Genomic DNA, 23,504 nt, shown 5'->3' on the forward strand with positions numbered 1-23,504 from the left:
CTTCATCGTTGAACCTTTGAGCTTCATCGTTGAACCTTTGAGCTTCATCGTTGAACCTTTGAGCTTCATCGTTGAATCTCAGAACTTTAAACTTCTAGTTTTAACACTCTCCCATCTCCCTAATCTTCCTTTTACGGATAAATTAAGATTTTATAAGTATCCGGTGTGGGTGCGATCGCAACTTCCACAGCTGCTGATAAATCTTTTAATGGATAGCGATCGCTAATCAATGCTTGTACGTCAATTCGCTGATTAAATACAATATCGGCTGATAGATTCTGAAGCCGATAAGATGAGCTATAACTGCCGATCAAGTCAATTTCCCGACGGTAAAGGATATTCGGGTTAATGGGAATTTCCACCTCATCAGGGAATTCGGCGAAAAACAAGATTTTGCCACCTTTGCGCGTACTATCAAGTGCTTGAAAGAAAGCTTTCTCACTCGGAACAGCTAGCAGCGTAACATCAACACCTAGTCCACCCGTTAAGGCAGAGATTTTGGCAGATAAATCAGGATCGCGAGCATCAAAAGCCGCTTCTGCACCAACACTCAAGGCTTTATCAATTCTAGAGGGTAGTAAATCGGTAGCGATCGCTTTTGCTCCAAAATACTTCACCAACATGATAAACATTAACCCAATTGGCCCAGCACCAGTAACTAACACAGTTTGTCCCGGAGCAATTTGGGCTTTTTTCACAGCTTTCAAGCAGCAGTTAGTTGGTTCGACAAAACTGGCTTCTTCAAAACTGATGTTATCCGGGATGGGAATCAACCCACCATTTTCCACAATATGTCCAGGAACCTTCACATAATCGGCAAAACCGCCGCCACTGGCGTTAAAACCTGCGGTAGTGGAGATGTTCTTGTAAACATCGCACATAGAGAAATTATCATTTAGGCAGTAGGTACAATGCATACAAGGAATATGGTGCATTACTGCGACGCGTTGTCCAACTTGCCAACCTTTGACATTATTGCCTAGTGCTGCGATCGTGCCGGCAGTTTCATGTCCAAAAATGCGCGGCGGTTCATATAGCGGATAACGAATTTTTTTTATATCTGACTGACACAACCCCACAACCTGCACCTGTACCAGAACTTCATCTGGTTCCAGATTTGGAACTGGGATATCTTCGTAAGACAGTTGATTAACGCCTCTAAATACCTGTGCTTTCACGTTGGTTTTTCCCCGCTCAACGATACTAGATGTAACATTAGCAGTCAACGTTAAGCTATCAAATCTGAGATTTCTGTATTTTAGCTTGTTCAAATATAGTTAGGACTTACGCACACTCTACGAATTCTTGGCGTCTTGGCGTCTTCTCTACGAGACGCTACGCGTTCGCAAAGCGTTCCGAAGGAAAGGCGGTTCGACAAATTAGGCTTTTAGGCGATTTTTGCGTAAGTCCTAATAGTATATGCACAAGTCTTAGAATCCTTGCCTGGTAAAATACAAGCCTTAGTAGGCAAGGTTTTGAGTTTACCAAGGTTATTATCAATAGTGTCAGCTTGTTGATAAAGTTTAAGGTCAAACTAAGGATTTTAAACAAATTTTCCGTTCTTTTCCGTCTATTTAATTCCCAACTCTACTTGTGTGTACACCGTAGCCTTACAAACAGGGAGACGCTGATAAGTGGAGAAATTTTTGTGTAACTTCACAAAGAAACGGTATTAATCACTAACAATAATTATTTGCAATAATTTTGCTAATGCTGTAAGCTTTTCTAAAATATATTGAATATTTTTATCAATAATTTTTTACAAGAGGTTTGACACACTGGTAAGTCTGGCTGGAAAAATCAGATGGAATCAGATATAGCAACTTGTAATTATTAGTTATAAAAATTCTTAATTATTAAATTGAGAGTTTATTCTATTTACAGGAAAATCAGGATGTCTAAACTGCCGGATGTTCTTTGGTTAAATACAAGCCCTAGTTTGCAATACTTTGCTCAACCACTACTTCGTTACCTGTCCGATCTAGTGACAATCCAAGAGTGGAAATATCGCCAAAGCCAAGATGAAGTAAGTTCGCTAGATGCTGCTGTTGTTCTGCTTCATGACTACCTGAAATCTTCCAATCGACCTATTCACCTAATTGGTCATAGTACAGGAGGATTACTAGGGCTACTTTATAGCCGTCGCTATCCAGAAACAGTCAAGGCTTTGACGCTATTAGCCGTGGGTGTTGATGCGGCGGTTGATTGGCAAGCTCATTACTATATGCACCGTCAGTTTTTAAGTCGCCAAAAGCTTTTGACTGATATGGTTTATAACTTATTTGGCTATCAGGATGAACGCACTCTCAAGAGTTTGACACATCTGCTGGAGCAAGACTTAGATTGTTCGCTCTCTCCTCATTCTCTGTTTGAAAGGGTGAGTATAAAGGCAAACGGAGTTCCAGTACCTTTGATGGTTTGTAGTGGCTTAAATGACATTGTTGTGGAACCAGAGGCACTGCAAGGATGGCGATCGCATTTGAAGGAGGGCGATCGCCTCTGGTCTTGTTTAGAAGGAGGGCATTTCTTTCACTTTTCCCAGTATCAGCTTGTAGGAGAACAGCTACTCGACTTCTGGAAGTTTATACGTATATCAGATTCGCTGTATTCCTGTTTGCGACTTTAGGCATAAATATAATGATAATACATCTCAAGAATGATTTATTGAGCAAAACAAATGTGAGAGGTTAATAGTATCCTAATTTATTTGAGGCAAGTCTAGAAATGGTTGTGGCTTTAGATGATACCAAGCGTAGCGCGATCGCTACAGAGCTAGCAGATTTGAAAGCTATACAAGAGTTGCTAATTTCTAATGAACGAAAAGTACTACCTGCTGTAAGCAACGATCAAGAAATTAGCAAACGCCTAAACGACTTTCTCAAAGATGACCAAGAAAACCTTACAGTTATTGAGGGAGTTATTTCAAAATTTGGTGGTGGTTCAGCCCAGCCTAGAGACACTATAGGGCAGTACGTTGAGCAAGTAAACCGGATAATAGATGGAGATGAGCTGACACTATACCAAAAAGTTTCTATTCACGAAAGGATTAAGCACCAAGCCGTAATGACTGGTTTAATTATCCATAAGGCTTCTCAGGTGGTAGGTGATGACGTGAAAGAAGCTATTGGGCCGCTCAATCAAGTGAACTTTGAAAATCGCGCTCATCAAGAACAGTTGAAAGGTGTGTTAGAAGTTTTGGGTACAAGAGAACTTACAGGTCAAGACCCAGATCAAGGAGTTTGGGCGCGGACTCAAGATGCTGTTGCAGCTTTGAGGGGTGTGTTTGAGGGTTTGACAAAGTAAATCTAACTCAACACTGCCTTGACTTCTAGTTAAGTAAGTAATAATTGACAAATAATCCTAATAATCTCTTTTAATTTTAGGAATCCGATGGCGATCGCACTCAGTTTGAGATAAAAACTGGAATGCGATCGCTTTTTTTTAGGAGAATATGTCGGAACTCCTATGAGGTTAAAGGATGGTTAATCAGACATATACAGCTGATGTCTTAGTTGTTGGTGGGGGAACCGGAGGCACTGCGGCTGCTATCCAAGCAGCACGACGGGGAGCCAAAACCATTCTGGTGAGTGAATTTCCTTGGTTGGGGGGAATGCTAACTTCGGCTGGAGTGTCTGTACCCGATGGCAACGAATTAGAACCCTTTCAAACGGGGTTATGGGGTGCGTTTTTGCAGGAATTGCGACAACGACAGCCTGGTGGATTAGATAACAGCTGGGTAAGCTTTTTTAGTTACGATCCCCGAATTGGGGCAGAGATTTTTGCTGATTGGGTGCAGGAATTGCCAAATCTGCACTGGATTTCTGGACAAGTGCCAATGGAGGTTTACCGCCAAGGTGATTCGATTACTGGTGTGAGCTTTGCAGATTTTGCTGTCACAGCCAAAATTATTCTCGACGGTACAGAGTTAGGAGATTTATTACCTTTAGCTGATATACCTTACCGCTGGGGTTGGGAATTGCAATCCGAGTGGGGAGAACCTAGCGCCCCAGTGATTTTTAACTCTTTAACCCAGAAATATCCTGTGCAAGCGCCCACTTATGTAGTGATTATGCAAGACTTTGGTGAATCAATTGCACCAGAGATTCCGGCTGCCCCTAACTATAATCCATCACAGTTTACAGGTGCTTGGGATGGCTATGGAGCAGAAACATTTTTAAATTATGGACGTTTGCCTGATGGCCTGTTTATGATGAATTGGCCGATCTGTGGCAATGACTACGGCGAAGGGGTAGGGCGGTTGATAGAGTCAGATGTATCCAGAAGTGAATTCATCCAAGAATCTCGCTGGCACAGCCAAAATTTTGCTCATTTTATCCAAAAACAGCTTAGTCGTCGTTATGGTTTAGCAAAAAAAGTATTTCCTCACGCCCCTACAGCTTTTGCATTGCATCCCTATTACCGGGAAAGCCGCCGCTTGGTGGGGCTAACTACTGTCCGAGAACAGGATATTTTGCCGATCGCCAAAGGTAGAGTTGCATCTATATTTAATGATGCAATCGCAGTTGGTAACTACGCCAATGACCATCATTATCCTGGCGTTCAATTCCCACTGCAACCTAAATCCATCCGTTGGGGAGGACGTTGGACGGGGACTCCCTTTACAATTCCCTACAGTTGTCTAATTCCAGCCACAACAGATGGTTTTTTGGTCTGTGAAAAGAATATTTCTGTCTCCCACATTGCCAATGGCGCTACCAGATTACAACCTGTGGTTATGGGAATTGGTCAAGCAGCGGGGATGGCAGCGGCAATATGTGTTGAGTTAAACTGCCAGCCGAGAGATTTACCTGTTAGGACGTTGCAAACGGCTTTATTAGAAGATAATCGCTCAAAAGCGCTAATTATTCCTTTCTTTAATCTTCCTCCCAATCATTCGGATTGGCAGTACTGGCAACTGTATTACTTAGATAACCTACAAGCCTATCCAGTTAGTGGCGATTGTCCTGACTCTGCTTTTGACAAAGCATTAATTCAGGAAAGTAACTGTTTCAAAGGTATCTTTTTTTGCTGGGAACAGCAGGAATACAGATTCACTGTCACAGCACCAGCCGCATATCAAGGGCAAAATTGGCAGCTTGTGACTTTGCGATCGCATATCGATGAGCAATTACGCGCTTATCCCCACGAACAATTAGTTACATTGTGGGGTCGTCACAATCACTCTGGTAATTGGTTCTTAGTCGAACATTTAAACAGAGGATAAGAAGAGTTTATTTTCAGTAAAGCAGAATACTTTTTGATTAATTGTCCGGATATTCCTTAAAAAGCTAAGTATCAGTGAAGAGGAGAGTTCCAAAATAGACATCTGCTATGCGTGCTGCCATTTCACTTTTAGTCTCGAGTCTGGTGTTCGGCCCCTTAGCTTTTAATTGCCAAGCAATGGTCAACCACTTATCAACAGGGCTGCCTTCCACGCCTACTTCGGAACAACGGCTCTTGGCGGCATCTGAACAAGCTTCAGATGATGCGCCACGTCATCGCGGTAGTGGGCGCAGAGAAGTGACACAAAAAGCCCGAAATATCTATGCTGTGGTTTAACTACTGTAGGGTAATGCCTCTTTTTCCAAAAGAACAAAATTACCAGAAAACAGGATGCTGTGCTAACATCTTTTACACAGTTTTTTGGCAGAGATATATACAGTTAACACACGAAAGTCTTCAGCGATCGCTTAGTATTTCAATTGCAAGCTTTGTATATATAGTTGGCCTCAATCCTGCCGCTCAAAATTCCCCAATAGATTTTCTTCTCATGCATTCAGTAAGTAGTTATCTAGATAAGCAAGTAACCGATCTTAGCTCCGACATCTGTTTAACGTCCTTTGCCGAAGCATAAAATCTCTTTCGTTTCATCTCTTACTTATCTAGCGTATGGATTAGCACAAGTAGTAAAGATTTATTGCACTTGCTAACAAATCTACTATTCTTGACCTACTTTTGCCCCCTAGTTCGTTCTCCCCCCAGATGGCTCCCGACGATATAAATATTAAGAAGGATCTGCTAGATCATCTTAGTCATTTTAATTATTCTACACCCAAGGCCAGATGCAAAATTTTGCATTTGGTCTTTTTAGATGAATTTTAGTTAAAGAAAGGGAGAGGGGAGCAGGGGAGAAGTTCAGTAAGTTCTTCCCCTCTGCCCCTATGCACCTCTGTCTCTTGTGCCCAATGCCCCATGCCCTTTTACACCGTTGTTTTCTTGCGATTATTTTCTGTTCCCTGGATGCCATTGAGGAACATTGGCACAAACTTCTCAATAAACGTCTGTGGATCTCGCTGCCAAGCCTTTTGTGCGGCTTGAATTCTAGTAAATTGCAACTCAGGCGCTAGCAAAGTCTGGGGTAAACGTTCCATCAAGTATTGGGGACGTTGCCAAAGCGGCATGGTATTTGCCACTTCCACCAAGTTGGTAACTCGCCGTAGTTCTGCACCCAAGGTAATATCCATTCCCGATTCAAATGCCGCTTGTTCAATTGCAGTATATTTTCGCTTGGCTTGCTCGACTTTTTGCTGATGTTCTGGACTTTTACGCGCGAGTTCTCCTAGCCAACGATTACCCCACCGGACGTGTCCTGCTTCCTCTGGGAGAATTTTTTCAATGGTTTCTCGAATTTTGATGTTTTCTTCTGTCTGCGGTGCTTGTTTGAGGGCGTGAATGTGAGCAGAGAAATACTCACAGCCCCGTTTTTCGGTGACGTTAATTGCGGCCAAGGCAGCAATCATGCCGTCCTCTAGGTTGTGTTTTGGGTCATAGGTGTCTTTGTCGAGCAGCCGATCAAATTCATCAATATAGGAAGTTCCAGGGGGAGTTCCTATATCGCTTCCCAAATCAATCAACAAGTCAGTTAGCCACATGGCATGACGAGCTTCATCTGAGATGTGATGAGACAAATCCCGCACCAGTTCCCGCGGCTGTCCATTGAGTTGTTCAATTACCTCAGTTAGGTCTTTACAACTACGTTGTTCGCTGTAACGGTAGCGGTTGAGGGTAATCAGATGGATTTCGCGATCGCATACCACCCGTTTTAATATATCTCTCGCACTCAAAACATTCTGAAATTTACGTGGGTAAGTGACTGTCATAAATTATGTAAATTTTTGTAAATCTTTATTTAATAATAACTTAATTTTTGCGAGTTCTGTATTTGTGCCGCTTCACCGAAAAAAAGAGTAAAAGTCACAAAAATTAATCACTTGAGTTGAACTTAAGTGTAAATAAAAGTAACGAATAAATGTTCAGTCATGGGTAAAGTGTGTTTTTTAGCTCAGACCAACCTGAAGTTAGATGATTTTAGTTATTAAAAGTGGATTGGAGAGATTTTCCGGCTTAGGGGGAAAATTGTAGGCAAACAAAATATAATTTTTTGTAAAAAGTAGCTTATGTTACAGAATTTTTGTTATATTAGTCTTGTAAAGAAAAAAATTATATATTCACGAAATAGAGAGGACTATGATTATGTCTATCGCAGATAAGTCTCGTGCGTTAATGGTGCGTGAACATCAGCAAGTCAAGAATCGCCAACAATCAATGTTGATGCGGGCGGCACAAGAACTTGGTCTTCCTGAGGAAGCATCTTATTACTGGAACCCGATTCAAGGGAAGGTAGATGCTAACACTCGGATGATTTATGGGCCCAGTCATGCTTCCATGAGCTAAATTTCAAGAATTCTAAGCTGGATTTTTTGAGTGAATGTCTCAACTGACAAGTCTGGAAAAAAAAGCCACCCTCTACTTTAGGGTGGCAAAACTTATTACTTTTTAGTTAGATACGACTCTTCATTAAGCATCGTAGTAGAGATAAAATTCGTAGGGATGAGGACGCAGTTGCAACTGTTTAACTTCGTTACCTAGCTTGTAATCAATCCAATTTTCGATAAAGTCTTCCGTGAAAACGCCTGATTCTGTCAAAAAGGCGTGATCTTTTTCCAGTGCTTGCAACGCCAGTTCTAAAGAACCTGGAGTTGAAGGAACTTTTGCCAGTTCTTCTGGAGAGAGTTCATAGATATTCTTATCTAAGGGTTCACCAGGATGGATTTTGTTCTTGATGCCATCAATACCAGCACAAAGCATTGCAGCAAATGCCAAATAGGGATTAGATGTAGCATCTGGACAACGGAATTCCAAACGTTTGGCTTTGGGGTTAGTGCCAGATAGAGGAATACGGATAGAAGCAGAACGGTTCCCTTGGGAGTAAGCCAAGTTAACAGGAGCTTCATAACCAGGTACTAGGCGCTTGTATGAGTTGGTGCTAGGGTTGGTGATTGCCAACAGCGCTGGTGCGTGTTTGAGAAGACCACCAATGTAGTACAACCCCATATCGCTCAAACCAGCATACTTATCACCTGCAAACAGAGGTTGGCCGTCTCTCCAGATGGATTGGTGACAGTGCATTCCCGAACCGTTATCGCCAAAAATCGGTTTTGGCATGAAGGTGACGGTTTTACCGTATTTCTTAGCAACATTCTTGATGACATATTTGTAAATCATCAACCAGTCAGCCGCTTCGATCAACTTCCCAAACTTGAAACCAAGTTCGCACTGACCACCAGTAGCAACTTCGTGGTGATGCTTTTCAATGGGTACACCTAATTGTGCCATCGTCAACAGCATCTCTGTCCGGATATCTTGGAAAGAATCCGTCGGTGAAACTGGGAAGTAACCTTCTTTGAAGCGTGGTTTATAACCCAAGTTGGGTTTGTTATCTGTACCAGCTTTACCGGAATTCCAAGCACCTTCTTCGGAGTCTATGAAGTAGTAGCCTTCGTTGGCGGTTTGGGCAAATCTAGCACTGTCAAAGATGAAAAACTCAGCTTCAGGGCCAAAGAAGGCTGTGTCACCAAGACCAGTGGAAACCAGGTAATCTATTGCTTTTTGGGCAATAACGCGTGGGCAGCGATTGTACCATTCACCCGTGCGGGGTTCTTTAATACTACAAATTATACTTAGCGTTGGGACTTCCATGAATGGGTCGATCCAAGCAGTGTTGGGGTCGAGTACCATCGTCATGTCCGATTCGTTAATCGCTTTCCAACCCCGAATACTAGAACCGTCGAAAGGCACACCATCGGTGAATGCAGTCTCATCGATTTGGTTTTGGTACAATGTGAGGTGCTGCCAAGTACCTACTGTATCGATGAATTTGAGATCAATCAGTTGAATTTTTTCATCTTGAATTCTCTTCAAGACTTCTTGCGGTGTTGTCATTGTTACTCCTTCTCTACCAATTTCCTAAAGTAATACCAGAATCTTCCAAATAATCCTAACCCTGCTGATCTCAATCAAGCCGTGACACACCAGAAATATCTTAAATACTAGACATTAAGGAATTGTGTAGTTTATGTTACAGATATCTGGATTATCAGGTTATATTAACCTTTCGGCGATCATCTGTACAAAACTGGAAAGTTCATCATATAGGGGTCAACTTTGGCATAGAATCCATAGATAGTGGATAGATTGTTTTTGTGCCGAATCTATTTTTAATAGCACAAAACTTTACTGGTGCATAAGTGCAGCCAAATAAATATCAAACCATAAATAGCAATGATTGGGAGAAGAAGGAATGCGCGATGCGGTAACAAGTTTAATTAAGAATTATGACTTAGCTGGTCGGTATTTTGACCGGAATGCGATCGATAGCCTAAAGTCTTACTTTGATAGTGGTACAGCAAGAGTACAAGCGGCGGCGGCAATCAATTCTAATGCGGCTGCACTTGTCAAGCAAGCTGGTTTGAGGTTATTTGAAGAACTGCCAGAATTGATTCGCCCCGGTGGAAATGCTTATACAACTCGTCGTTATGCAGCTTGTCTGCGGGATATGGATTACTATCTGCGCTATGCCACCTATGCGCTGGTTGCTGGGAACACAAATGTATTGGATGAACGAGTGCTGCAAGGGCTACGTGAAACTTACAATTCTCTAGGAGTACCTATTGGGCCTACGGTTCGCGGTATCCAAATTCTCAAGGATTTGATTAAGGAACAAGTAGTAGCAGCAGGTGTGGTTAATACTGCTTTTGTAGATGAACCATTCGATCACATCACACGCGAGTTGAGCGAGATAGATATTTAGATTTTAAGCAGGCAAGGTGTCTGCCCTAACATAAACATAAATAGCGATCGCACTTTGGTTTTATGGAGCGATCGCTTTTTTGTGAACTCTAGACGTTGAGAAGGGCTTTATTCAAGCTTTTGCCCTTTGGGGGCAAAATCATAACTCTGTAAAATAACTTTGCTAGATTAAAGCTGTATTTTTGAAGCTATCTTTCGACTAATGCCAGCCAGAGACATCTACCACACCGCAGTCATTAAAGCACTTATCGCAGATGGTTGGACAATAACCAACGATCCCTTATACCTGGCATACGGGGGTAAAGAACTTTACGTAGATATTGGAGCAGAAAGAGTTACCATTGCTGCTGAGAGAGACGATCAAAAAATAGCTGGTAAAATCAAAAGTCTTCTGAGTCCTTCTTCGGTGAATGACCTCCAGGAAGCTGTAGGACAGTATGAAGTTATCGTAGTACGAAGTGTTACACATTGGCTGGGATGGAGTGCGCCGCGTACATGGTTCGGTGGTATATATAGATATTATTAATGATAAAGTGTGGATTCAATATGATGGTACTTCCCAGCCAGTAGCAGAGGCATTATTAGAAGCTGGTATCCCGCGCGAAGATATTGTTTTGGGTTTCCATCCCTCTGAACTACGGCAATACACAAATTTCGCTGTATCTTAATTATTTTTAGTTGTATCTTCTCGAAGAAGAAAAAAGTTAAAGCGATGCCTACGGCGGGTTGCGCCTACGCAAGTTGCAAATTTGGGCAACTCCAAGCAAATAAAAAAAATAGCATAGTTGTTGACTTTCAACAACCATGCTATTGTTTGATATTTAGAAGTACCTTTACAAATCCAGTTGTTCCTATACTTTAATTTTCATAAAATAGGAATTATCTAGGATTAAGGTGGCGTCTAGTCCCCCATCCGGGATTGACAATGGCGGCTAAATCTTCTTCTGACAATTTGTCGATCTCAGTATTTAGTTCTTCAACATTGAATTCATAACCACGTTCACGAGCAATCTTGATGAAGGCTTCTGGATTAGCTGTTGCTTTGAGCCTTTCTTGTAATGCTTGATCTCGTTTTACGGCTTCAAAAAGTCGGGCAGCATTTTGCTGTGTCATAATAGCCTGTCTCCTGTTTTAAATATCGGGTTTGAGTGCAGTAATTTGACTTCTGCGACTTCACTAAATTTTGTAAAGAGTAAAGAATTTCTCAATTCAGCATATGCTTTCATCTTATAAACAAAAGAGAAAATGTGTTGATTTTGACAAAAAAATACAACTTTTAGGATAAAATCTTACGTCTTGTTTGTAAAATTCAGTGCTGAGATAGTAGCGGTATTTAGCAGAACTTAAGTAACTGAAACAGTACCAACAAAATTTATAGTATAAATGTATTATCAGGCGCAATAGAAGTTGCCGATGTTTGAAGCGTTGATTATGGAAGAATTATTGAGTTTGAAAGACTTGCTTGTTAAGGGCGATGTTCAAGGAGCATTGCTGATAGTAGAAGAATTAACAGAAATGAGCCGAAATGACATAATCAAGACGATTCGTAGCTATGCAGTGATTCTATTGTTGCATCTGATTAAACAACAAGCTGAAAATCGCACAACTCGCTCTTGGGAAGTCTTAATTCGGAATTCAGTTCGGGAAATTCAGCGAGAAAATAAGCGGCGCAAAGCCGGGGACTATTATCTCACGCCAGAAGAATTGTTAGAAATTTTAGCAGAAGCCTATTTAAATGCCATTGATGAGGCTTCTCTAGAAGTAGAAGAAGGTCGTTATCAAGCTCAAGAATTAGAAAAGCTGGTTAACCAAGAAGAAATTATTAATCGTGCTTTGGTTTTAATCTTACCAGGAGAGTCTAGTTAATTGGCTAAACAGCGACTCGACACACTATTAGTAGAGCTAAATTTATGTTCTTCTCGCGCCTTAGCACAACGGCTAATTCAAGCGGGGGAAGTTACTGTTAATCAACAGTTAGTTGATAAACCTGGTACTGAAGTTGATATTTCGGCTCAAATAAATATTAAAGAGCGATCGCCTTTTGTTTCTAGAGGCGGTGAAAAACTCTCCAAAGCTTTGTCAGTATTTGCCATTCCCGTAGCAGAGCGCATTTGTTTAGATGGTGGGATTTCTACTGGTGGTTTTACTGATTGTCTTTTGCAAGCTGGAGCAAAACAAGTCTACGGTATTGATGTCGGTTACGGACAAGTTGACTGGCGGTTGCGAAATGATTCGCGGGTGATTTTGCGGGAACGCACCAATTTACGGCAACTACGACCAGATGAATTATATGGCGAGGATGACCCGATCCCTGATTTGGCGGTAGTTGATGTATCGTTTATTTCTTTAACTAAGATTTTGCCTGCTTTATGGCAACTAACTCAAGCGAACCGAGAAGTTGTGTTATTAGTCAAGCCACAGTTTGAAGTTGGCAGATCCCGTGTAGGTAAAAAAGGTGTTGTGCGCGATCCAAACGACCAAGCTGATGCCATTTTCCAGGTGTTGCAAGCCGCCCACAAATTAGGGTGGAAATACAAAGGCTTAACTTGGTCGCCGATCACTGGCCCTGCTGGGAATATCGAATATCTGTTGTGGTTGGCAATAGAAAGTGAAACACCACCACTTGATTTACAGGCAATTAAGCAAATAACGCAATCAGCAACAACTGATTTACGGAAGAGTTAAAGGTCATAGATTAGACACTCTACGGAATCTGGATGGCGATCGCAGTAATTTTCCAAAGAGGTTTTCTTTGATTTTGCTTGCTGTTTATGAGCTTTCTCAGCTTGCAATTCTTCTACAATGTCCCAAGCTACGGCACAACCAGCAGAATTACTGCCATCTAGATCGCAGGTTGTCCGGGCTTCAGTAATGGCATTAGTAATGGCTTCTTCAATATTTGCCGCTCCAGCAGTTTCAAATGAGTTTAAGGTAGTTGTCATGATACTTTCACCTTTGTTTACAGAGATAGATATTAACTATGAGCTTTCAATCACCTTAGGAAGCTCACATTTCTAGTTTAGATAGGCTTCCCACAAGAGGTAGTGGTAAACACCGCCATCTTTTTAGCAAAATTGAGTGGGATTACCCTCTTGTCATCTTTGATTCAAAAAGGTAGGGGAATTCTACTAGTTGCGATCGCTAGTAAGAGATGGTCATGTTCTCAATCTTGCATCCCAAATTGGGAATATCAGTCAATTGTCAGAAGAGCTTGATAGAAGTTGATAAACACTTATAAACGGCAACAAAGACGAAACAATTTTTATTTATTCTCAACATTTGTATCTGTAGTAACTCAAAACTCCCTAAAGAACTAATGCTTTTCTTTTGACACCTGTTTTGAAACCTACTTCTGTTCCCGAACCCTCAATCATATTGGGTTCATTGACAGCTAGTGCTTTTATTGTCTTAGGCAAAAAATCTAAGCAGCAAGGCAAAGTTAAAGGCATAGTCTAGGCTCACAACTTCGACTATTTTATAACTGCCGTGTCAGCGAGCTTGATACGGTAGTTTTTACTTCCTGGTTAATTTGAGTCAACAGAAACTTTTCGGAACACAACTCAAAAATCTTAATACTTTATACCTAACTCTTGTCGCAGACGATACATAATTGTGTTTTGGTCAACTTGAGAGAGAATTTCTTGAATGACACTGCTAGCGCCCAATTGTCCCCAAGTGCAGCCTTTTTCGAGATAGACTTGGGCGGCTTTGCCAACGGAATATGCGCCATATCCGGCAATACCAGCTTGAGCGATCGCACTGCCAGCAAAAGCAGTAATATTGCTGGGATTATCACCACTAGTTATTGCAGCCGTACTCTTACCTAAACCCAAAATAAAACTACTACCTAATTCCCCCAGTAGCAAGCCACCAGAACTAAATAAAATCGTCTTTAAAATTTTCCCGGCTTCGTAGCTAGTCATCGGTAAACCATACAATCTAGCGAGAGCGCGAATTAAAGCTAAATCAGCAACAGTTCCGCCAAGGATATCTAAAAAGGCGATGGGATTGAGCATTACTGCCAAAGCTTTGTATTTGGTAAATTGCCAGATGATTTCTTCGGCTTCTTTTTCGCGTAAATCGATAGTTTTTTGAGCGATCGCGGCTTCTGCATCCCGTGCTTGGATCAGTGCATTTAAAGCCAGAAGCGATCGCCCTTCCCGATTAAGAATATTTAGAATTGTCTCTTTGAGTTCGTCTACTTGCGGTGATGGGGTTTCCCATTCATAACTGACACGCCCATCAGGCCACTCAACCCGCACTTCCATTGCTGCTGGTTCTGCCGCTACCATTACAATTTCATCCGGGAGTAGAGGCTTTGCTTGGGGATTCCCAGCACCCAGTTGTTGCAAATTTTGGTAAATCGCTCCGCGATCGGTATCTGGATATAAATCTATCTTGTTAAACACTAAAATCAGGGGTTTTTGCGATCGCCTTAATTCCAGCAGTGCTTGATACTCAGTACGCGTGATATCACCAGAGACGACAAACAAAATCAAATCCGCTTGATGTACTACTTCTCGTGCCATATCCGCCCGTGACTCACCCGCAATTTCGTCTAATCCGGGGGTATCAATTAACTCTACTAGTACCTTCCCACCTGGCTGCCATCGCACGGAACGCGGCCATTGGGTGACACCGTTTAAGGGCCCAGTTTGTAGAATTTTGTCTCCCAATAAGGCATTTAAAACTGCTGACTTTCCCCGACTCACCAAACCAAAGACAGCTATTCTAATGACATTTGAATCTAGCTTGTTGAGTGTGGCATTCAAAGCTTCCAATTCTGGTTTTACCAAACCTACTAATTCTGGGTTAGATGAAAGCTGTCCTGACTTGCGAAGATATCCATACCAAGAAAGCGCTTGTCTAAGACTGGCGCGGGCACGATTTAAGTGAGTTTCTTGCAGATTACGATAAACCGACATAATATCAACACTTCAGCCTTCACTCTCTCTAAAATGCTTATCCAATGCTCAAAACACTTACTTTCAGCGTTTGATCGTAAATGATAGGTATTAATTCGTACTCATTAACCATGCTTAACCAATGCTTACTTTCTTAACCCCATTATCAGGGGAAGGAAAAGTTAAACATACCTCTTTATTATCCCTAAGTTGTTGAACTAATACTCTATATATAGGACATAAAAAGTCCCTAACTTTATGAGGTTGGAGATTAGGTATTTTATAAATTTTAAGTAAAGATGTGACTAATGGATAACTAGCTCCTAAAGAGAGAGGCTAACGCCAACATCTATACTTAGCTCAAAGACGGATTGGCTCCGACTTTGTTCAGTTTTAGTCAGGGTTGAAATTCCCTCATGTAACTCTCTTCTCTACAAGAGGCTGTGCCCTAAGCGTAGCTATGCCGCAGGCTTTACGTGAGGCTACGCCTAGCTTGCCTGTAAGGGTACAATTTTGAAATTTTAATTTTGAATTGTTAATCTGGGTATCCTAAGAAAGACAAGGTTAGATGATATAGACAAAGTAACAAAGTTTATAACTTATGTATGAATAGACAAAACAACAGAATTTCTATTAAAAAAACTGATTGAACAATTAGCCAACTCATTCCATAAAAAGAAGAGTGGTTGCGGTCAATCATGAAGGTAAAGGCTGGTCTACGCCCTATACCAATTTTGCGATGCCTGCGGCGGGCTACGCCTACGCAAATGATTGAGAACTTTTATGAAGCAAATTTTACCATAAGTGCAGCTTGAAATTCTGGACTTATAGGAGCAGTCTTTTTTAGACTAAGACATAAATATTAATTATATGAGAAATTGAGGAACAGCCATGCGAGGAAATGAGCGGGAAAAAATACGCCATCTGTTGGTCATCCAAGACCTGGAAGGGCGGCGAACTGTCCCCTTACGAGAGACTACTTATTCTCTGGGGCGGCATCCTGCAAACACTATTGTCTTGGCTTCCCGGTCAGTATCAATGCAACATGCAATTTTATTACGAGTAACTGTTCCAGAAACTGACCAATACGGCTTCCAGATTATTGATGGCAACTATAAGGGTAAAGGAAGTACTAATGGCTTATTTGTAAATGGTAATAAATGCTTTTCTCATAATCTTAGGCATGGAGATATCATTGCTTTTGGCAGTAATAAAGCTCAGGCTAAATATTATGCTATTTCCAATATTTCAGAACAAGCATTTTCTGAATCTTTTGATGTTGAAGACTTATCTGGTTTCTTATCAGAGCAAGCCAGTCCTGCCAATCCTTTTCAAACCTTAGCCATCGATCCCAGCTTTGAAGCAGCTAGTGAGTTCGCCCTAGCTCGCCTAGCATCCTTTCCTGAACTCATTCCCAATCCAATTATTGAAATGGATCTCGAAGGAAGAATTACTTATCTCAATCCAGCCGCAGGTATCAAGTTTCCCAATATTAGGGAAGTTGGGACAGAACACCCGATATTAACGGGACTCTTGATTGGAATTAACAATCTAGAAAAAAATTCTTTTGTGCGGGAGGTGGAAGTCGGTACAGAAGTTTTTGAACAATCCGTTCTCTATCTTCCTGAAAGCGATTTAATTAGAAGTTTTATTATTAGAGATATTACAGAGCAAAAGCAAGCTACAGCCGAACTACGGCAGCGCGATCGCTTGTTACAAGCAGTTGCAGAAGCTGCCAATTATTTGCTAGGAGAAATGAATTACGAAACTGGTATCGATCGAGCTCTAGCTGTACTGGGCGAAGCTGCCAAGGCAGATCGTGCCTATCTCTTTCAGAACCATCCCCATCCTGTTACAGAAGAAATGGCAGTCAGCCTACGGTTTGAATGGACACAATCTTGTATTGAATCTACCCGCAACCATTGGCAGAATCAGACTTATCAAACCTCTGGATTAGCCCGTTGGTACACAGTTCTCTTTAGCGGCAAGTCGATTAGCGGAATCACCCAAAAATTTCCGGTCGCCGAACAAGAATTCTTGATTCGAGATGGCATTCAATCCCTTCTCTTGGTGCCTCTCCGGTCGGAGAATGAGTTGTGGGGATACCTTGGCTTGGCAGACTGCACCTTTGAGCGTCATTGGTCAAAGCACGAAGAATCTGCTCTTTTGACAATGGCCGCCAGTATCATTGGTGCGCGGCAGCGTCAGCAAGTAGAAGAAAAGATTCGCTATCAAGCCCTCCATGATGTGCTGACAGGGTTGCCTAATCGTCTACTATTTAACGAGCTGCTCAGTAAAACTCTGCCCAACGCCACTCGAAATGGCGAAAGTTTAGCTGTGATCTTCCTCGATTTGGATCGCTTTAAGGTAATTAATGATACTTTGGGGCACACTCTGGGAGACCAATTGTTACAAAGCGTCTCTCAAAGATTAAAAGACTCACTCAGAGGCGGAGATACTGTAGCCCGTTGGGGAGGCGATGAGTTTACTATTTTACTCCCACGAGTTAATGATATTAAAGAGGTAACTTTGGTGGCGCAAAGAATCTTACAAGCCTTTGAGGATGCTTTTCATCTTCAAGAGCATGAACTTTATGTGACTGCTAGCCTCGGTATTGCCTTACTTGATAACAATAGTCCTGACGCTGAAACATTAATTCAGCACGCAGATGCCGCTTTATACTACGCCAAGGACAAAGGACGGAATAATTACCAATTCTACAGTGTTTCTCTGAGTGCTAAAAATCCTGAACTCCTGACTTTAGAAAAGAGCTTGCGCTATGCCCTAGAACGCAATGAATTTACGCTGTACTATCAGCCTCGTGTGAACATTGCCACAGGAGAAATTACTAGTATGGAGGCTCTGTTGCGTTGGCAGCACCCAGAGATGGGATTGGTCGCCCCCAGTGTATTCATTCCTCTGGTCGAAGAAAGTGGATTAATTGTCCCCATCGGTGAATGGACGCTGCAAACGGCTTGTAGGCAAAATAAAGCATGGCAAGATGCTGGATTGCCACCGATCGCGATCGCTGTCAATCTTTCTCTCAAGCAGTTCCGCCAACCCAAATTGGTAGAGACTATAGCCAAGGTTTTAGAACAAACAGGTCTGGAGCCGCGCTTTTTAGAACTAGAAATTATGGAAACCACAGCGATTGAGGACTTGGATTTTACCACAAAAGTGTTAAAGGAGCTACAGCAGATGGGTGTTTACATCTCCATTGATGACTTTGGTACGGGTCATTCCTCACTTTCGCGCTTACAACTTTTGCCACTCCACAATCTGAAAATAGATAAATCTTTCATTCAATATTTGACGCAGGATGCCAAAGTAGCTCATATTATCCAGGCGATAGTTACCTTGGGACACAGCTTGGGATTAAAGTTAACAGCCGAAGGGGTAGAGAAGGAAGAGGAATTGGAATTCTTGAAATCTATCAACTGCGAGGAGGTACAAGGCTTTTTATTCTACCGCCCACTTTCTGAACACAAAGCAACAGAAGTTCTCGAAAGTAAACGACCAACGATCTAGTAGTACCGCAAGGCAAAAGTCAAAAGTCAAAAGTCACGCATAATTGTATTTCGGGCTTTTACACTATTTGAAATGGTGAGGCAGTCCGGTCTTCTCCCAAGGGGAGACGCCAAGGGCGATGGGGGTTCCCCCCATGAGGAACTGCCGAACCCGAAGGGGTATGTTTATTTACGCCGTGCTGTACTAGTACAAGTGAAAACTGTTTGTACTAGTGAGGATACAATAAAATTCATTGTCCTGCTGCCGACCTTTTTCGTCCTATGCTGCCAGTCATTTATTCAGACGAATTTTTAGCTCACAAGACTGGAAAATACCATCCCGAAAAACCAGAACGTTTAAGTGCGATCGCAAATGCCTTAAAAGCAGCTACATTCGCAGATAAAATTACCTGGCGATCGCCTACACCAGCATCAGAACAGCCATCACTGATGTCTTCGTTGGTTAGAGCGCATAGCCCAGCCTATATCAAAAAACTGTGGCAAATCGCTTCTAGTGGCGGCGGCCCTTTGGATGGAGATACACCAGTTTCCCCGCGCAGTTATGATGTGGCATTGTTGGCAGTCAGTGCATGGTTAGATGGAGTTGAGGTTGTGTTACAGTCGGCTAATCCAGCTTTTGTACTAGCGCGTCCTCCCGGACACCATGCTGAAAGTGATGCCGGGATGGGATTTTGTCTATTTTCTAATGCCGCGATCGCTGCTTTATTTGCTCTAGAACAACCTGGAATTAACCGCGTCGCCATCCTCGATTGGGATGTACATCACGGTAATGGTACTCAGGCGATCGTTGAAACAGAAGCACGCATCGCCTATTGTTCCCTACATCAGTATCCATGTTATCCCGGTACGGGAAGATCGACAGAACGCGGCTTTCACAATAATGTATTAAATTTACCAGTACGCCCTGGTAGTGATATTGCCATATATCAGCCACTATTTGAAAAACAAGTAGTACCATTTTTAGTTAACTTTCAAGCGGATTTACTGATTGTGAGTGCTGGTTATGATGGCAATGCCGCAGATCCTTTGGCAAGTATTAATTTGCAGCCAGAAGACTACGCTTTATTTACTGATTATTGTCTAGGGATAACTCGTAAAATTCTGTTTGGCTTAGAAGGTGGTTACGATTTTGATTCTCTTTCTCAATCAGTTGTAGCGACAATTGAACGCTGTTTATTTTAGGCATCTCTTTTTTGGCCTTGCAGAGAAAGCCTAATGATTTTGGGACTTCTAAAATTCCCCCTCTGCTTCAAGAGCCTCAAGAGTTTGTCCCAATTTATCCCACTGTTCTGCAATGCCCTTTTTTTAAGTGAAACCTCGGAATTCCTAATTGAATAACTTTCGTATATGCACTGAGATCGCAGTAATCCTATTTGATTTGTAGCTCAGATTCCCAACTTCTCTCATAAACTGGGAATCTTCTTCTATATTCACAATATAGTTGGCAAAAATAGGCAATTTGTAGATATTTATTCTCAGAATTATTTCAGGGTTAGCTGACATATTTAACAACTATATTTACGTAAATTTAGGGTGACACAACTTGTGAACTAAACTAAAAATAAGTAATTTATTTTACAAAGGCTTTCTAAAATTCATCAAATCTTCAGAAATAAAAAGTTTGAATTCTGTTCTGAAAGAGCTAAAGTTTTGTTAAGATGCAATTGCTAGCAATTTCTCAACGGAATTCACCTATCGGGGTGTGGAGAAATAAAAAGCACTAGCAGCAAAAAGTTCAAAAGGTGAAGCAATGACCACCTATATTTTTTTTGATGAAGCTTTACGAATGCTGACCAACGCCTATTTGATATCAGTAGTACTGTTAATGGCAGCTTCTGGTATAGGTTTGGCGGTAATTGAGACAATAGAAAAGACAGGAGAACGTTAAGTTTATAGATGGCAATGTAGTTCCTGCCAAAAACCATTGAATATAAGTGTTCGCCGTGAAGAAATCCTGGGAACACTAAAGGATGAAAGTCTCAAGCATCACAGTCTTTCCTGTAAATCTACCAAACTATACAGGTAACTGTAACGCTATTGGGACTCTAACCAAGGAGCTACTACAATGGGTCTATTCGACGCTGTGTTGGGCACAGAAAGCCAAGCCCAAGCAGCACTCAGTCCAGTGGAAGCTTTTGCTGTCATTATATTGACGGCAACGGCTTCAGACGGTTATCTTTCTGTTGAGCAAGCAAATTCTATCATTTCTGTGCTGTCTCGGATGAAACTTTTTAAAAGTTATCCCCATGAAATGATCAACAGGCTGTTTGAAAAAATTTTGGGCATTCTCCAAGGTGATGACTTTAATGCCTTGTTTAATGCAGCAAAAGATTCTCTATCTCAAGACTTGCGGGAAACAGCCTTTGCAGTAGCCACTGATTTTGTCCTAGCTGAAGGTATTTTACCTGAAGAAGAAAAAGACTTCTTAAATGATTTATATCAAGCTTTAGGGGTTTCAAGTGAGATAGCAATACAAATTGTGCAAGTAATCTTGATTAAAAATCGTGCATAAGGCGATCGAACATAACTTGTTATGCCCATTGTCTTTACTTGATTAAACTGTATAAGTAGCTTATAAATAAAGCGTGGCACGGAAGTTAAACTTCTTTGCCACTATTTTTTGTTTTTATGATTTGGAACTTTAAATTATAAATTGCTTATGCTTTGTTCTGTCACCCTAATCCAACTGGCTGAAGTTATTTTGGCCAATTCTGTAAACTTATCTGAAACTGCTTTAACACAAGTAACTAGCGGTATCCAAACAGATAGCCGTACCTTGAAGCCAGGTGAAGTATTTGTCGCTTTCCGAGGCGATAAGTTTGATGGACACGAATTTGTACCAACTGCGATCGCAAAAGGTGCAATAGCTGCAATCGTAGATTTTGAATACAAAAATCCGGGATTTCCGGTATTACAGGTAAAAGACACTCTCAAGGCATATCAAAAACTTGGCCGATGGTGGCGCGATCGCTTTAACATTCCTGTAATTGGTGTAACTGGTTCGGTGGGTAAAACTACAACCAAAGAATTGATCGCCGCAGTTTTAGGAACAAAGGGACGAGTTCACAAAACTTATGGAAATTACAACAATGAAATCGGTGTTCCGAAAACTCTCCTAGAACTTGGCGCCGAAAATGACTACGCCGTGATTGAAATGGCAATGCGGGGTAGAGGACAAATTGCCGAACTGACGCAAATAGCGCGTCCAACAATTGGAGTGATTACCAATGTGGGGACGGCACATATTGAGTTACTGGGTTCCGAAGAAGCGATCGCTGAGGCAAAATGTGAGTTGTTAGTGGAAATGTCTGCTGATAGCGTAGCAATTCTCAACCACGACAATCCCCTATTAATGGCCACAGCGGCGAAAGTTTGGCACGGAGAAGTTTTAACTTACGGCTTTTCTGGTGGGGATATTCAAGGGCAGTTAATTGATAACGAGACTGTGGAAGTCGCAGGAATCCAACTACCTCTACCTCTACCTGGTCGTCATAATGCAACTAATTTTTTGGCAGCTTTAGCGGTGGCAAAGGTTTTAGGGATTGATTGGGCATCCTTAAAAGCAGGTGTAACGGTGGATATGCCCACAGGACGATCGCAGCGATTTACCTTACCCAATGATGTGGTAATCTTAGATGAAACTTATAATGCTGCACCAGAAGCAATGATTGCAGCGTTGCAATTATTGGCAGACACACCCGGAAAGCGGAAGATTGCCGTATTGGGTGCAATGAAAGAATTGGGAGAGCGATCGCAGCAGTTGCACCAGCGAGTGGGAGAAACGGTGCAAAAGTTAAATTTAGACGGCTTGTTAGTTTTGGTAGATGGACAAGATGCCGAAGCGATCGCTCTTAGTGCAGAGGGTATCCCATCGGAGTGCTTTGCAACTCATGCCGAGTTGGTGGCTAGGTTGAAGACATTTTTGCAAGCAGGCGATCGTTTATTGTTCAAAGCCGCTCATTCTGTAGGACTAGATCGGGTAGTCAATCAGTTATGTGCAGAATTTCCCAAGTAAATTTACAACTAGAAACCCAACGTTTCATACTGCGAGACTTTGTAGAATCAGATTAGCCAGCAGTTCATAAATACGCTGGCGATCCTAAAGTTGTGCGTTATTTAACCTTTGGCCCCAATAGCGAAGAAGATACCAAAAACTTTTTGCAAACAGAGATTTCATTGCAAGGGGAAGAACCCCGCCAGCATTTTGTCTTGGCAGTAACTTTAAACCCTCAAAAGCAATTAATTGGTATCTGTCGCATATTCGTTCAGGATACTGGTAATAAAATAGGCTCGATTGAATACTGTTTAACTCAGGAATTTTGTTGACAAAGAAATGCACCGGAAGCTGTAAAAGCATTTGTATCCTTTGGTTTTCAGGAGTTAGACTTACATTGCATCTTTGCGACTTGTCATCCAGAAAACATTGCCTCAGTACGAATTATGCAAAAAATCCGAATGCAGTAAGAAAGATATTTGCGAGAACACCATTGGATTAAGCGAGAATGGCGAGACTCTTGGCTATATGCCATCCTTGAGCATGAATGGAGAGGCGTCAAATGATGGATGATTCTCGGAAAATATCACCTATAGACGCCCGATAGACTTCAGTTGGAAAGACTAGGGCTGTTACTGTAGCGTCTTTGAAAAAGAATTGCTGCCAAATTAGTCACCAAACAGGTGATTGCTAGCCACATCAAGATATAAGTAGGAGCCATCACCACGCCAATCATGAACCAAGTATATACGTGCAGTATCATTACAGAAGCGAAAAAGCCGGCAATTCCAGCAGATTGCCATACTTGATACGATGGGCGACGTAAGGCTACTAGGCTCATCGTTAAAATTGTGACAAGCAAGTTTGCTGGTACCAGAAACGTACAAATACCTATACAGTTGCCACGAGAGAACTCTACTAAGGTGTTAAAATCGAGCATTAATTTTCTTGGGATAGATGTTGGCTTTTTAAGAACTTAATTTATTTTAA

At 41.8% G+C, this 23,504-nt stretch carries 23 protein-coding genes and 1 pseudogene; 17 read left to right on the forward strand and 7 right to left on the reverse strand.

Annotated features, from left to right (window positions below):
• Window positions 1-131: 131 nt before the first annotated feature.
• Window positions 132-1,178 carry a zinc-dependent dehydrogenase gene (locus ACFE93_RS13545; protein ID WP_375473814.1) on the reverse strand — a complete coding sequence of 349 codons (1,047 nt, stop codon included), beginning with the start codon at window positions 1,176-1,178 and terminating at the stop codon, window positions 132-134.
• 716 nt (window positions 1,179-1,894) lie between these two features.
• Between ACFE93_RS13545 and ACFE93_RS13550 the strand changes: the two genes are divergently transcribed.
• The 4 genes from ACFE93_RS13550 (at window position 1,895) to patX (ending at window position 5,559) form a co-directional block, all read left to right on the forward strand.
• Window positions 1,895-2,626 (forward strand): alpha/beta fold hydrolase, encoded by a 732-nt coding sequence (locus ACFE93_RS13550; RefSeq protein ID WP_375473777.1) that lies wholly within the window; start codon window positions 1,895-1,897, stop codon window positions 2,624-2,626.
• Window positions 2,627-2,724: 98 nt separating this feature from the next.
• Window positions 2,725-3,303 (forward strand): hemerythrin HHE cation-binding protein, encoded by a 579-nt coding sequence (locus tag ACFE93_RS13555; protein ID WP_375473778.1) that lies wholly within the window; start codon window positions 2,725-2,727, stop codon window positions 3,301-3,303.
• A 175-nt stretch (window positions 3,304-3,478) separates the two neighbouring features.
• Window positions 3,479-5,224: an FAD-dependent oxidoreductase gene (locus ACFE93_RS13560; RefSeq protein ID WP_375473779.1), complete on the forward strand. Its 1,746-nt coding sequence runs from the start codon at window positions 3,479-3,481 to the stop codon at window positions 5,222-5,224.
• Window positions 5,225-5,331: 107 nt separating this feature from the next.
• Complete coding sequence (gene patX / locus ACFE93_RS13565; RefSeq protein ID WP_375473780.1) at window positions 5,332-5,559, forward strand: heterocyst-inhibiting protein PatX; 228 nt, start codon at window positions 5,332-5,334, stop codon at window positions 5,557-5,559.
• 641 nt (window positions 5,560-6,200) lie between these two features.
• On the opposite strand, the gene ACFE93_RS13570 is transcribed toward patX, so the two are convergent.
• Window positions 6,201-7,100, reverse strand: a complete 900-nt coding sequence (locus ACFE93_RS13570) for a ferritin-like domain-containing protein (RefSeq protein ID WP_375473781.1) — start codon at window positions 7,098-7,100, stop codon at window positions 6,201-6,203.
• Between the two features lie 373 nt (window positions 7,101-7,473).
• Here ACFE93_RS13570 and ACFE93_RS13575 point away from each other — a divergent pair, with 373 nt between their 5' ends.
• The gene (locus ACFE93_RS13575) at window positions 7,474-7,674 is read left to right on the forward strand and encodes a hypothetical protein (protein WP_196524783.1); all 201 of its coding nucleotides are present in this window, start codon (window positions 7,474-7,476) and stop codon (window positions 7,672-7,674) included.
• 123 nt (window positions 7,675-7,797) lie between these two features.
• Here the strand turns inward: ACFE93_RS13575 and glnA are convergent, their stop codons facing one another.
• Entirely contained in the window at window positions 7,798-9,222 is a 1,425-nt protein-coding gene (gene glnA / locus ACFE93_RS13580) for a type I glutamate--ammonia ligase (protein ID WP_375473782.1), read from the reverse strand.
• A gap of 358 nt (window positions 9,223-9,580) precedes the next feature.
• Between glnA and apcB the strand changes: the two genes are divergently transcribed.
• The 3 genes from apcB (at window position 9,581) to ACFE93_RS13595 (ending at window position 10,757) form a co-directional block, all read left to right on the forward strand.
• On the forward strand, window positions 9,581-10,090 hold the full coding sequence (gene apcB / locus ACFE93_RS13585) for an allophycocyanin subunit beta (protein ID WP_375473783.1): 510 nt from the start codon (window positions 9,581-9,583) through the stop codon (window positions 10,088-10,090).
• Between the two features lie 201 nt (window positions 10,091-10,291).
• A complete protein-coding gene (locus ACFE93_RS13590; protein ID WP_375473784.1) occupies window positions 10,292-10,615 on the forward strand; it encodes an element excision factor XisH family protein in 324 nt (107 codons plus the stop codon).
• Window positions 10,593-10,757, forward strand: coding sequence for an element excision factor XisI family protein (locus tag ACFE93_RS13595; RefSeq protein WP_375473785.1), 165 nt, complete (start codon window positions 10,593-10,595; stop codon window positions 10,755-10,757). The genes ACFE93_RS13590 and ACFE93_RS13595 overlap by 23 nt, the downstream gene beginning before the upstream one ends.
• A gap of 211 nt (window positions 10,758-10,968) precedes the next feature.
• On the opposite strand, the gene ACFE93_RS13600 is transcribed toward ACFE93_RS13595, so the two are convergent.
• On the reverse strand, window positions 10,969-11,202 hold the full coding sequence (locus ACFE93_RS13600) for a Nif11-like leader peptide family natural product precursor (RefSeq protein WP_375473786.1): 234 nt from the start codon (window positions 11,200-11,202) through the stop codon (window positions 10,969-10,971).
• A 318-nt stretch (window positions 11,203-11,520) separates the two neighbouring features.
• Here ACFE93_RS13600 and ACFE93_RS13605 point away from each other — a divergent pair, with 318 nt between their 5' ends.
• Entirely contained in the window at window positions 11,521-11,955 is a 435-nt protein-coding gene (locus tag ACFE93_RS13605; RefSeq protein ID WP_375473815.1) for a DUF29 family protein, read from the forward strand.
• The gene (locus ACFE93_RS13610) at window positions 11,956-12,774 is read left to right on the forward strand and encodes a TlyA family RNA methyltransferase (protein WP_375473787.1); all 819 of its coding nucleotides are present in this window, start codon (window positions 11,956-11,958) and stop codon (window positions 12,772-12,774) included.
• Here ACFE93_RS13610 and ACFE93_RS13615 read toward each other — a convergent pair.
• A complete protein-coding gene (locus ACFE93_RS13615; RefSeq protein WP_375473788.1) occupies window positions 12,771-13,031 on the reverse strand; it encodes a Calvin cycle protein CP12 in 261 nt (86 codons plus the stop codon). The genes ACFE93_RS13610 and ACFE93_RS13615 overlap by 4 nt on opposite strands.
• A 397-nt stretch (window positions 13,032-13,428) precedes the next feature.
• On the opposite strand from ACFE93_RS13615, the gene ACFE93_RS13620 reads away from it, so the two are divergent.
• Complete coding sequence (locus tag ACFE93_RS13620) at window positions 13,429-13,545, forward strand: PEP-CTERM sorting domain-containing protein (RefSeq protein ID WP_375473816.1); 117 nt, start codon at window positions 13,429-13,431, stop codon at window positions 13,543-13,545.
• Between the two features lie 113 nt (window positions 13,546-13,658).
• Here ACFE93_RS13620 and ACFE93_RS13625 read toward each other — a convergent pair whose 3' ends face one another.
• Window positions 13,659-15,014 (reverse strand): GTP-binding protein, encoded by a 1,356-nt coding sequence (locus ACFE93_RS13625; protein ID WP_375473789.1) that lies wholly within the window; start codon window positions 15,012-15,014, stop codon window positions 13,659-13,661.
• An 870-nt stretch (window positions 15,015-15,884) separates the two neighbouring features.
• Here ACFE93_RS13625 and ACFE93_RS13630 point away from each other — a divergent pair.
• The 6 genes and pseudogenes from ACFE93_RS13630 to ACFE93_RS13655 all read left to right on the forward strand — a co-directional run.
• Window positions 15,885-18,521, forward strand: coding sequence for an EAL domain-containing protein (locus ACFE93_RS13630; protein WP_375473790.1), 2,637 nt, complete (start codon window positions 15,885-15,887; stop codon window positions 18,519-18,521).
• 260 nt (window positions 18,522-18,781) lie between these two features.
• Entirely contained in the window at window positions 18,782-19,702 is a 921-nt protein-coding gene (locus ACFE93_RS13635) for a histone deacetylase family protein (RefSeq protein ID WP_375473791.1), read from the forward strand.
• 568 nt (window positions 19,703-20,270) lie between these two features.
• Window positions 20,271-20,408 carry a hypothetical protein gene (locus ACFE93_RS13640; RefSeq protein WP_190240853.1) on the forward strand — a complete coding sequence of 46 codons (138 nt, stop codon included), beginning with the start codon at window positions 20,271-20,273 and terminating at the stop codon, window positions 20,406-20,408.
• A gap of 177 nt (window positions 20,409-20,585) precedes the next feature.
• Entirely contained in the window at window positions 20,586-21,032 is a 447-nt protein-coding gene (locus ACFE93_RS13645; protein ID WP_375473792.1) for a tellurite resistance TerB family protein, read from the forward strand.
• Window positions 21,033-21,179: 147 nt separating this feature from the next.
• Window positions 21,180-22,535, forward strand: coding sequence for a UDP-N-acetylmuramoyl-tripeptide--D-alanyl-D-alanine ligase (gene murF, locus ACFE93_RS13650; RefSeq protein WP_375473793.1), 1,356 nt, complete (start codon window positions 21,180-21,182; stop codon window positions 22,533-22,535).
• 71 nt (window positions 22,536-22,606) lie between these two features.
• Window positions 22,607-22,984: pseudogene (locus ACFE93_RS13655) on the forward strand (GNAT family N-acetyltransferase); the annotation flags it as partial.
• Between the two features lie 140 nt (window positions 22,985-23,124).
• Here the strand turns inward: ACFE93_RS13655 and ACFE93_RS13660 are convergent.
• Window positions 23,125-23,454, reverse strand: coding sequence for a hypothetical protein (locus ACFE93_RS13660; protein ID WP_375473794.1), 330 nt, complete (start codon window positions 23,452-23,454; stop codon window positions 23,125-23,127).
• Window positions 23,455-23,504 lie beyond the last annotated feature (50 nt).

Source organism: uncultured Nostoc sp. (assembly GCF_964247315.1).
Classification (GTDB): Bacteria; Cyanobacteriota; Cyanobacteriia; order Cyanobacteriales; family Nostocaceae; genus Nostoc.

Coding starts and splice junctions, on each gene's coding strand:
- ACFE93_RS13590 (WP_375473784.1), top strand. CDS start 10,292: ATGCCAGCCAGAGACATCTACCACACCGCAGTCATTAAAGCACTTATC.
- ACFE93_RS13575 (WP_196524783.1), top strand. CDS start 7,474: ATGTCTATCGCAGATAAGTCTCGTGCGTTAATGGTGCGTGAACATCAG.
- patX (WP_375473780.1), top strand. CDS start 5,332: ATGCGTGCTGCCATTTCACTTTTAGTCTCGAGTCTGGTGTTCGGCCCC.
- ACFE93_RS13645 (WP_375473792.1), top strand. CDS start 20,586: ATGGGTCTATTCGACGCTGTGTTGGGCACAGAAAGCCAAGCCCAAGCA.
- ACFE93_RS13605 (WP_375473815.1), top strand. CDS start 11,521: ATGGAAGAATTATTGAGTTTGAAAGACTTGCTTGTTAAGGGCGATGTT.
- ACFE93_RS13635 (WP_375473791.1), top strand. CDS start 18,782: ATGCTGCCAGTCATTTATTCAGACGAATTTTTAGCTCACAAGACTGGA.
- ACFE93_RS13660 (WP_375473794.1), bottom strand. CDS start 23,454: ATGCTCGATTTTAACACCTTAGTAGAGTTCTCTCGTGGCAACTGTATA.
- ACFE93_RS13615 (WP_375473788.1), bottom strand. CDS start 13,031: ATGACAACTACCTTAAACTCATTTGAAACTGCTGGAGCGGCAAATATT.
- glnA (WP_375473782.1), bottom strand. CDS start 9,222: ATGACAACACCGCAAGAAGTCTTGAAGAGAATTCAAGATGAAAAAATT.
- ACFE93_RS13560 (WP_375473779.1), top strand. CDS start 3,479: ATGGTTAATCAGACATATACAGCTGATGTCTTAGTTGTTGGTGGGGGA.
- ACFE93_RS13555 (WP_375473778.1), top strand. CDS start 2,725: ATGGTTGTGGCTTTAGATGATACCAAGCGTAGCGCGATCGCTACAGAG.
- ACFE93_RS13600 (WP_375473786.1), bottom strand. CDS start 11,202: ATGACACAGCAAAATGCTGCCCGACTTTTTGAAGCCGTAAAACGAGAT.
- ACFE93_RS13550 (WP_375473777.1), top strand. CDS start 1,895: ATGTCTAAACTGCCGGATGTTCTTTGGTTAAATACAAGCCCTAGTTTG.
- ACFE93_RS13630 (WP_375473790.1), top strand. CDS start 15,885: ATGCGAGGAAATGAGCGGGAAAAAATACGCCATCTGTTGGTCATCCAA.
- ACFE93_RS13640 (WP_190240853.1), top strand. CDS start 20,271: ATGACCACCTATATTTTTTTTGATGAAGCTTTACGAATGCTGACCAAC.
- murF (WP_375473793.1), top strand. CDS start 21,180: ATGCTTTGTTCTGTCACCCTAATCCAACTGGCTGAAGTTATTTTGGCC.
- ACFE93_RS13625 (WP_375473789.1), bottom strand. CDS start 15,014: ATGTCGGTTTATCGTAATCTGCAAGAAACTCACTTAAATCGTGCCCGC.
- apcB (WP_375473783.1), top strand. CDS start 9,581: ATGCGCGATGCGGTAACAAGTTTAATTAAGAATTATGACTTAGCTGGT.
- ACFE93_RS13570 (WP_375473781.1), bottom strand. CDS start 7,100: ATGACAGTCACTTACCCACGTAAATTTCAGAATGTTTTGAGTGCGAGA.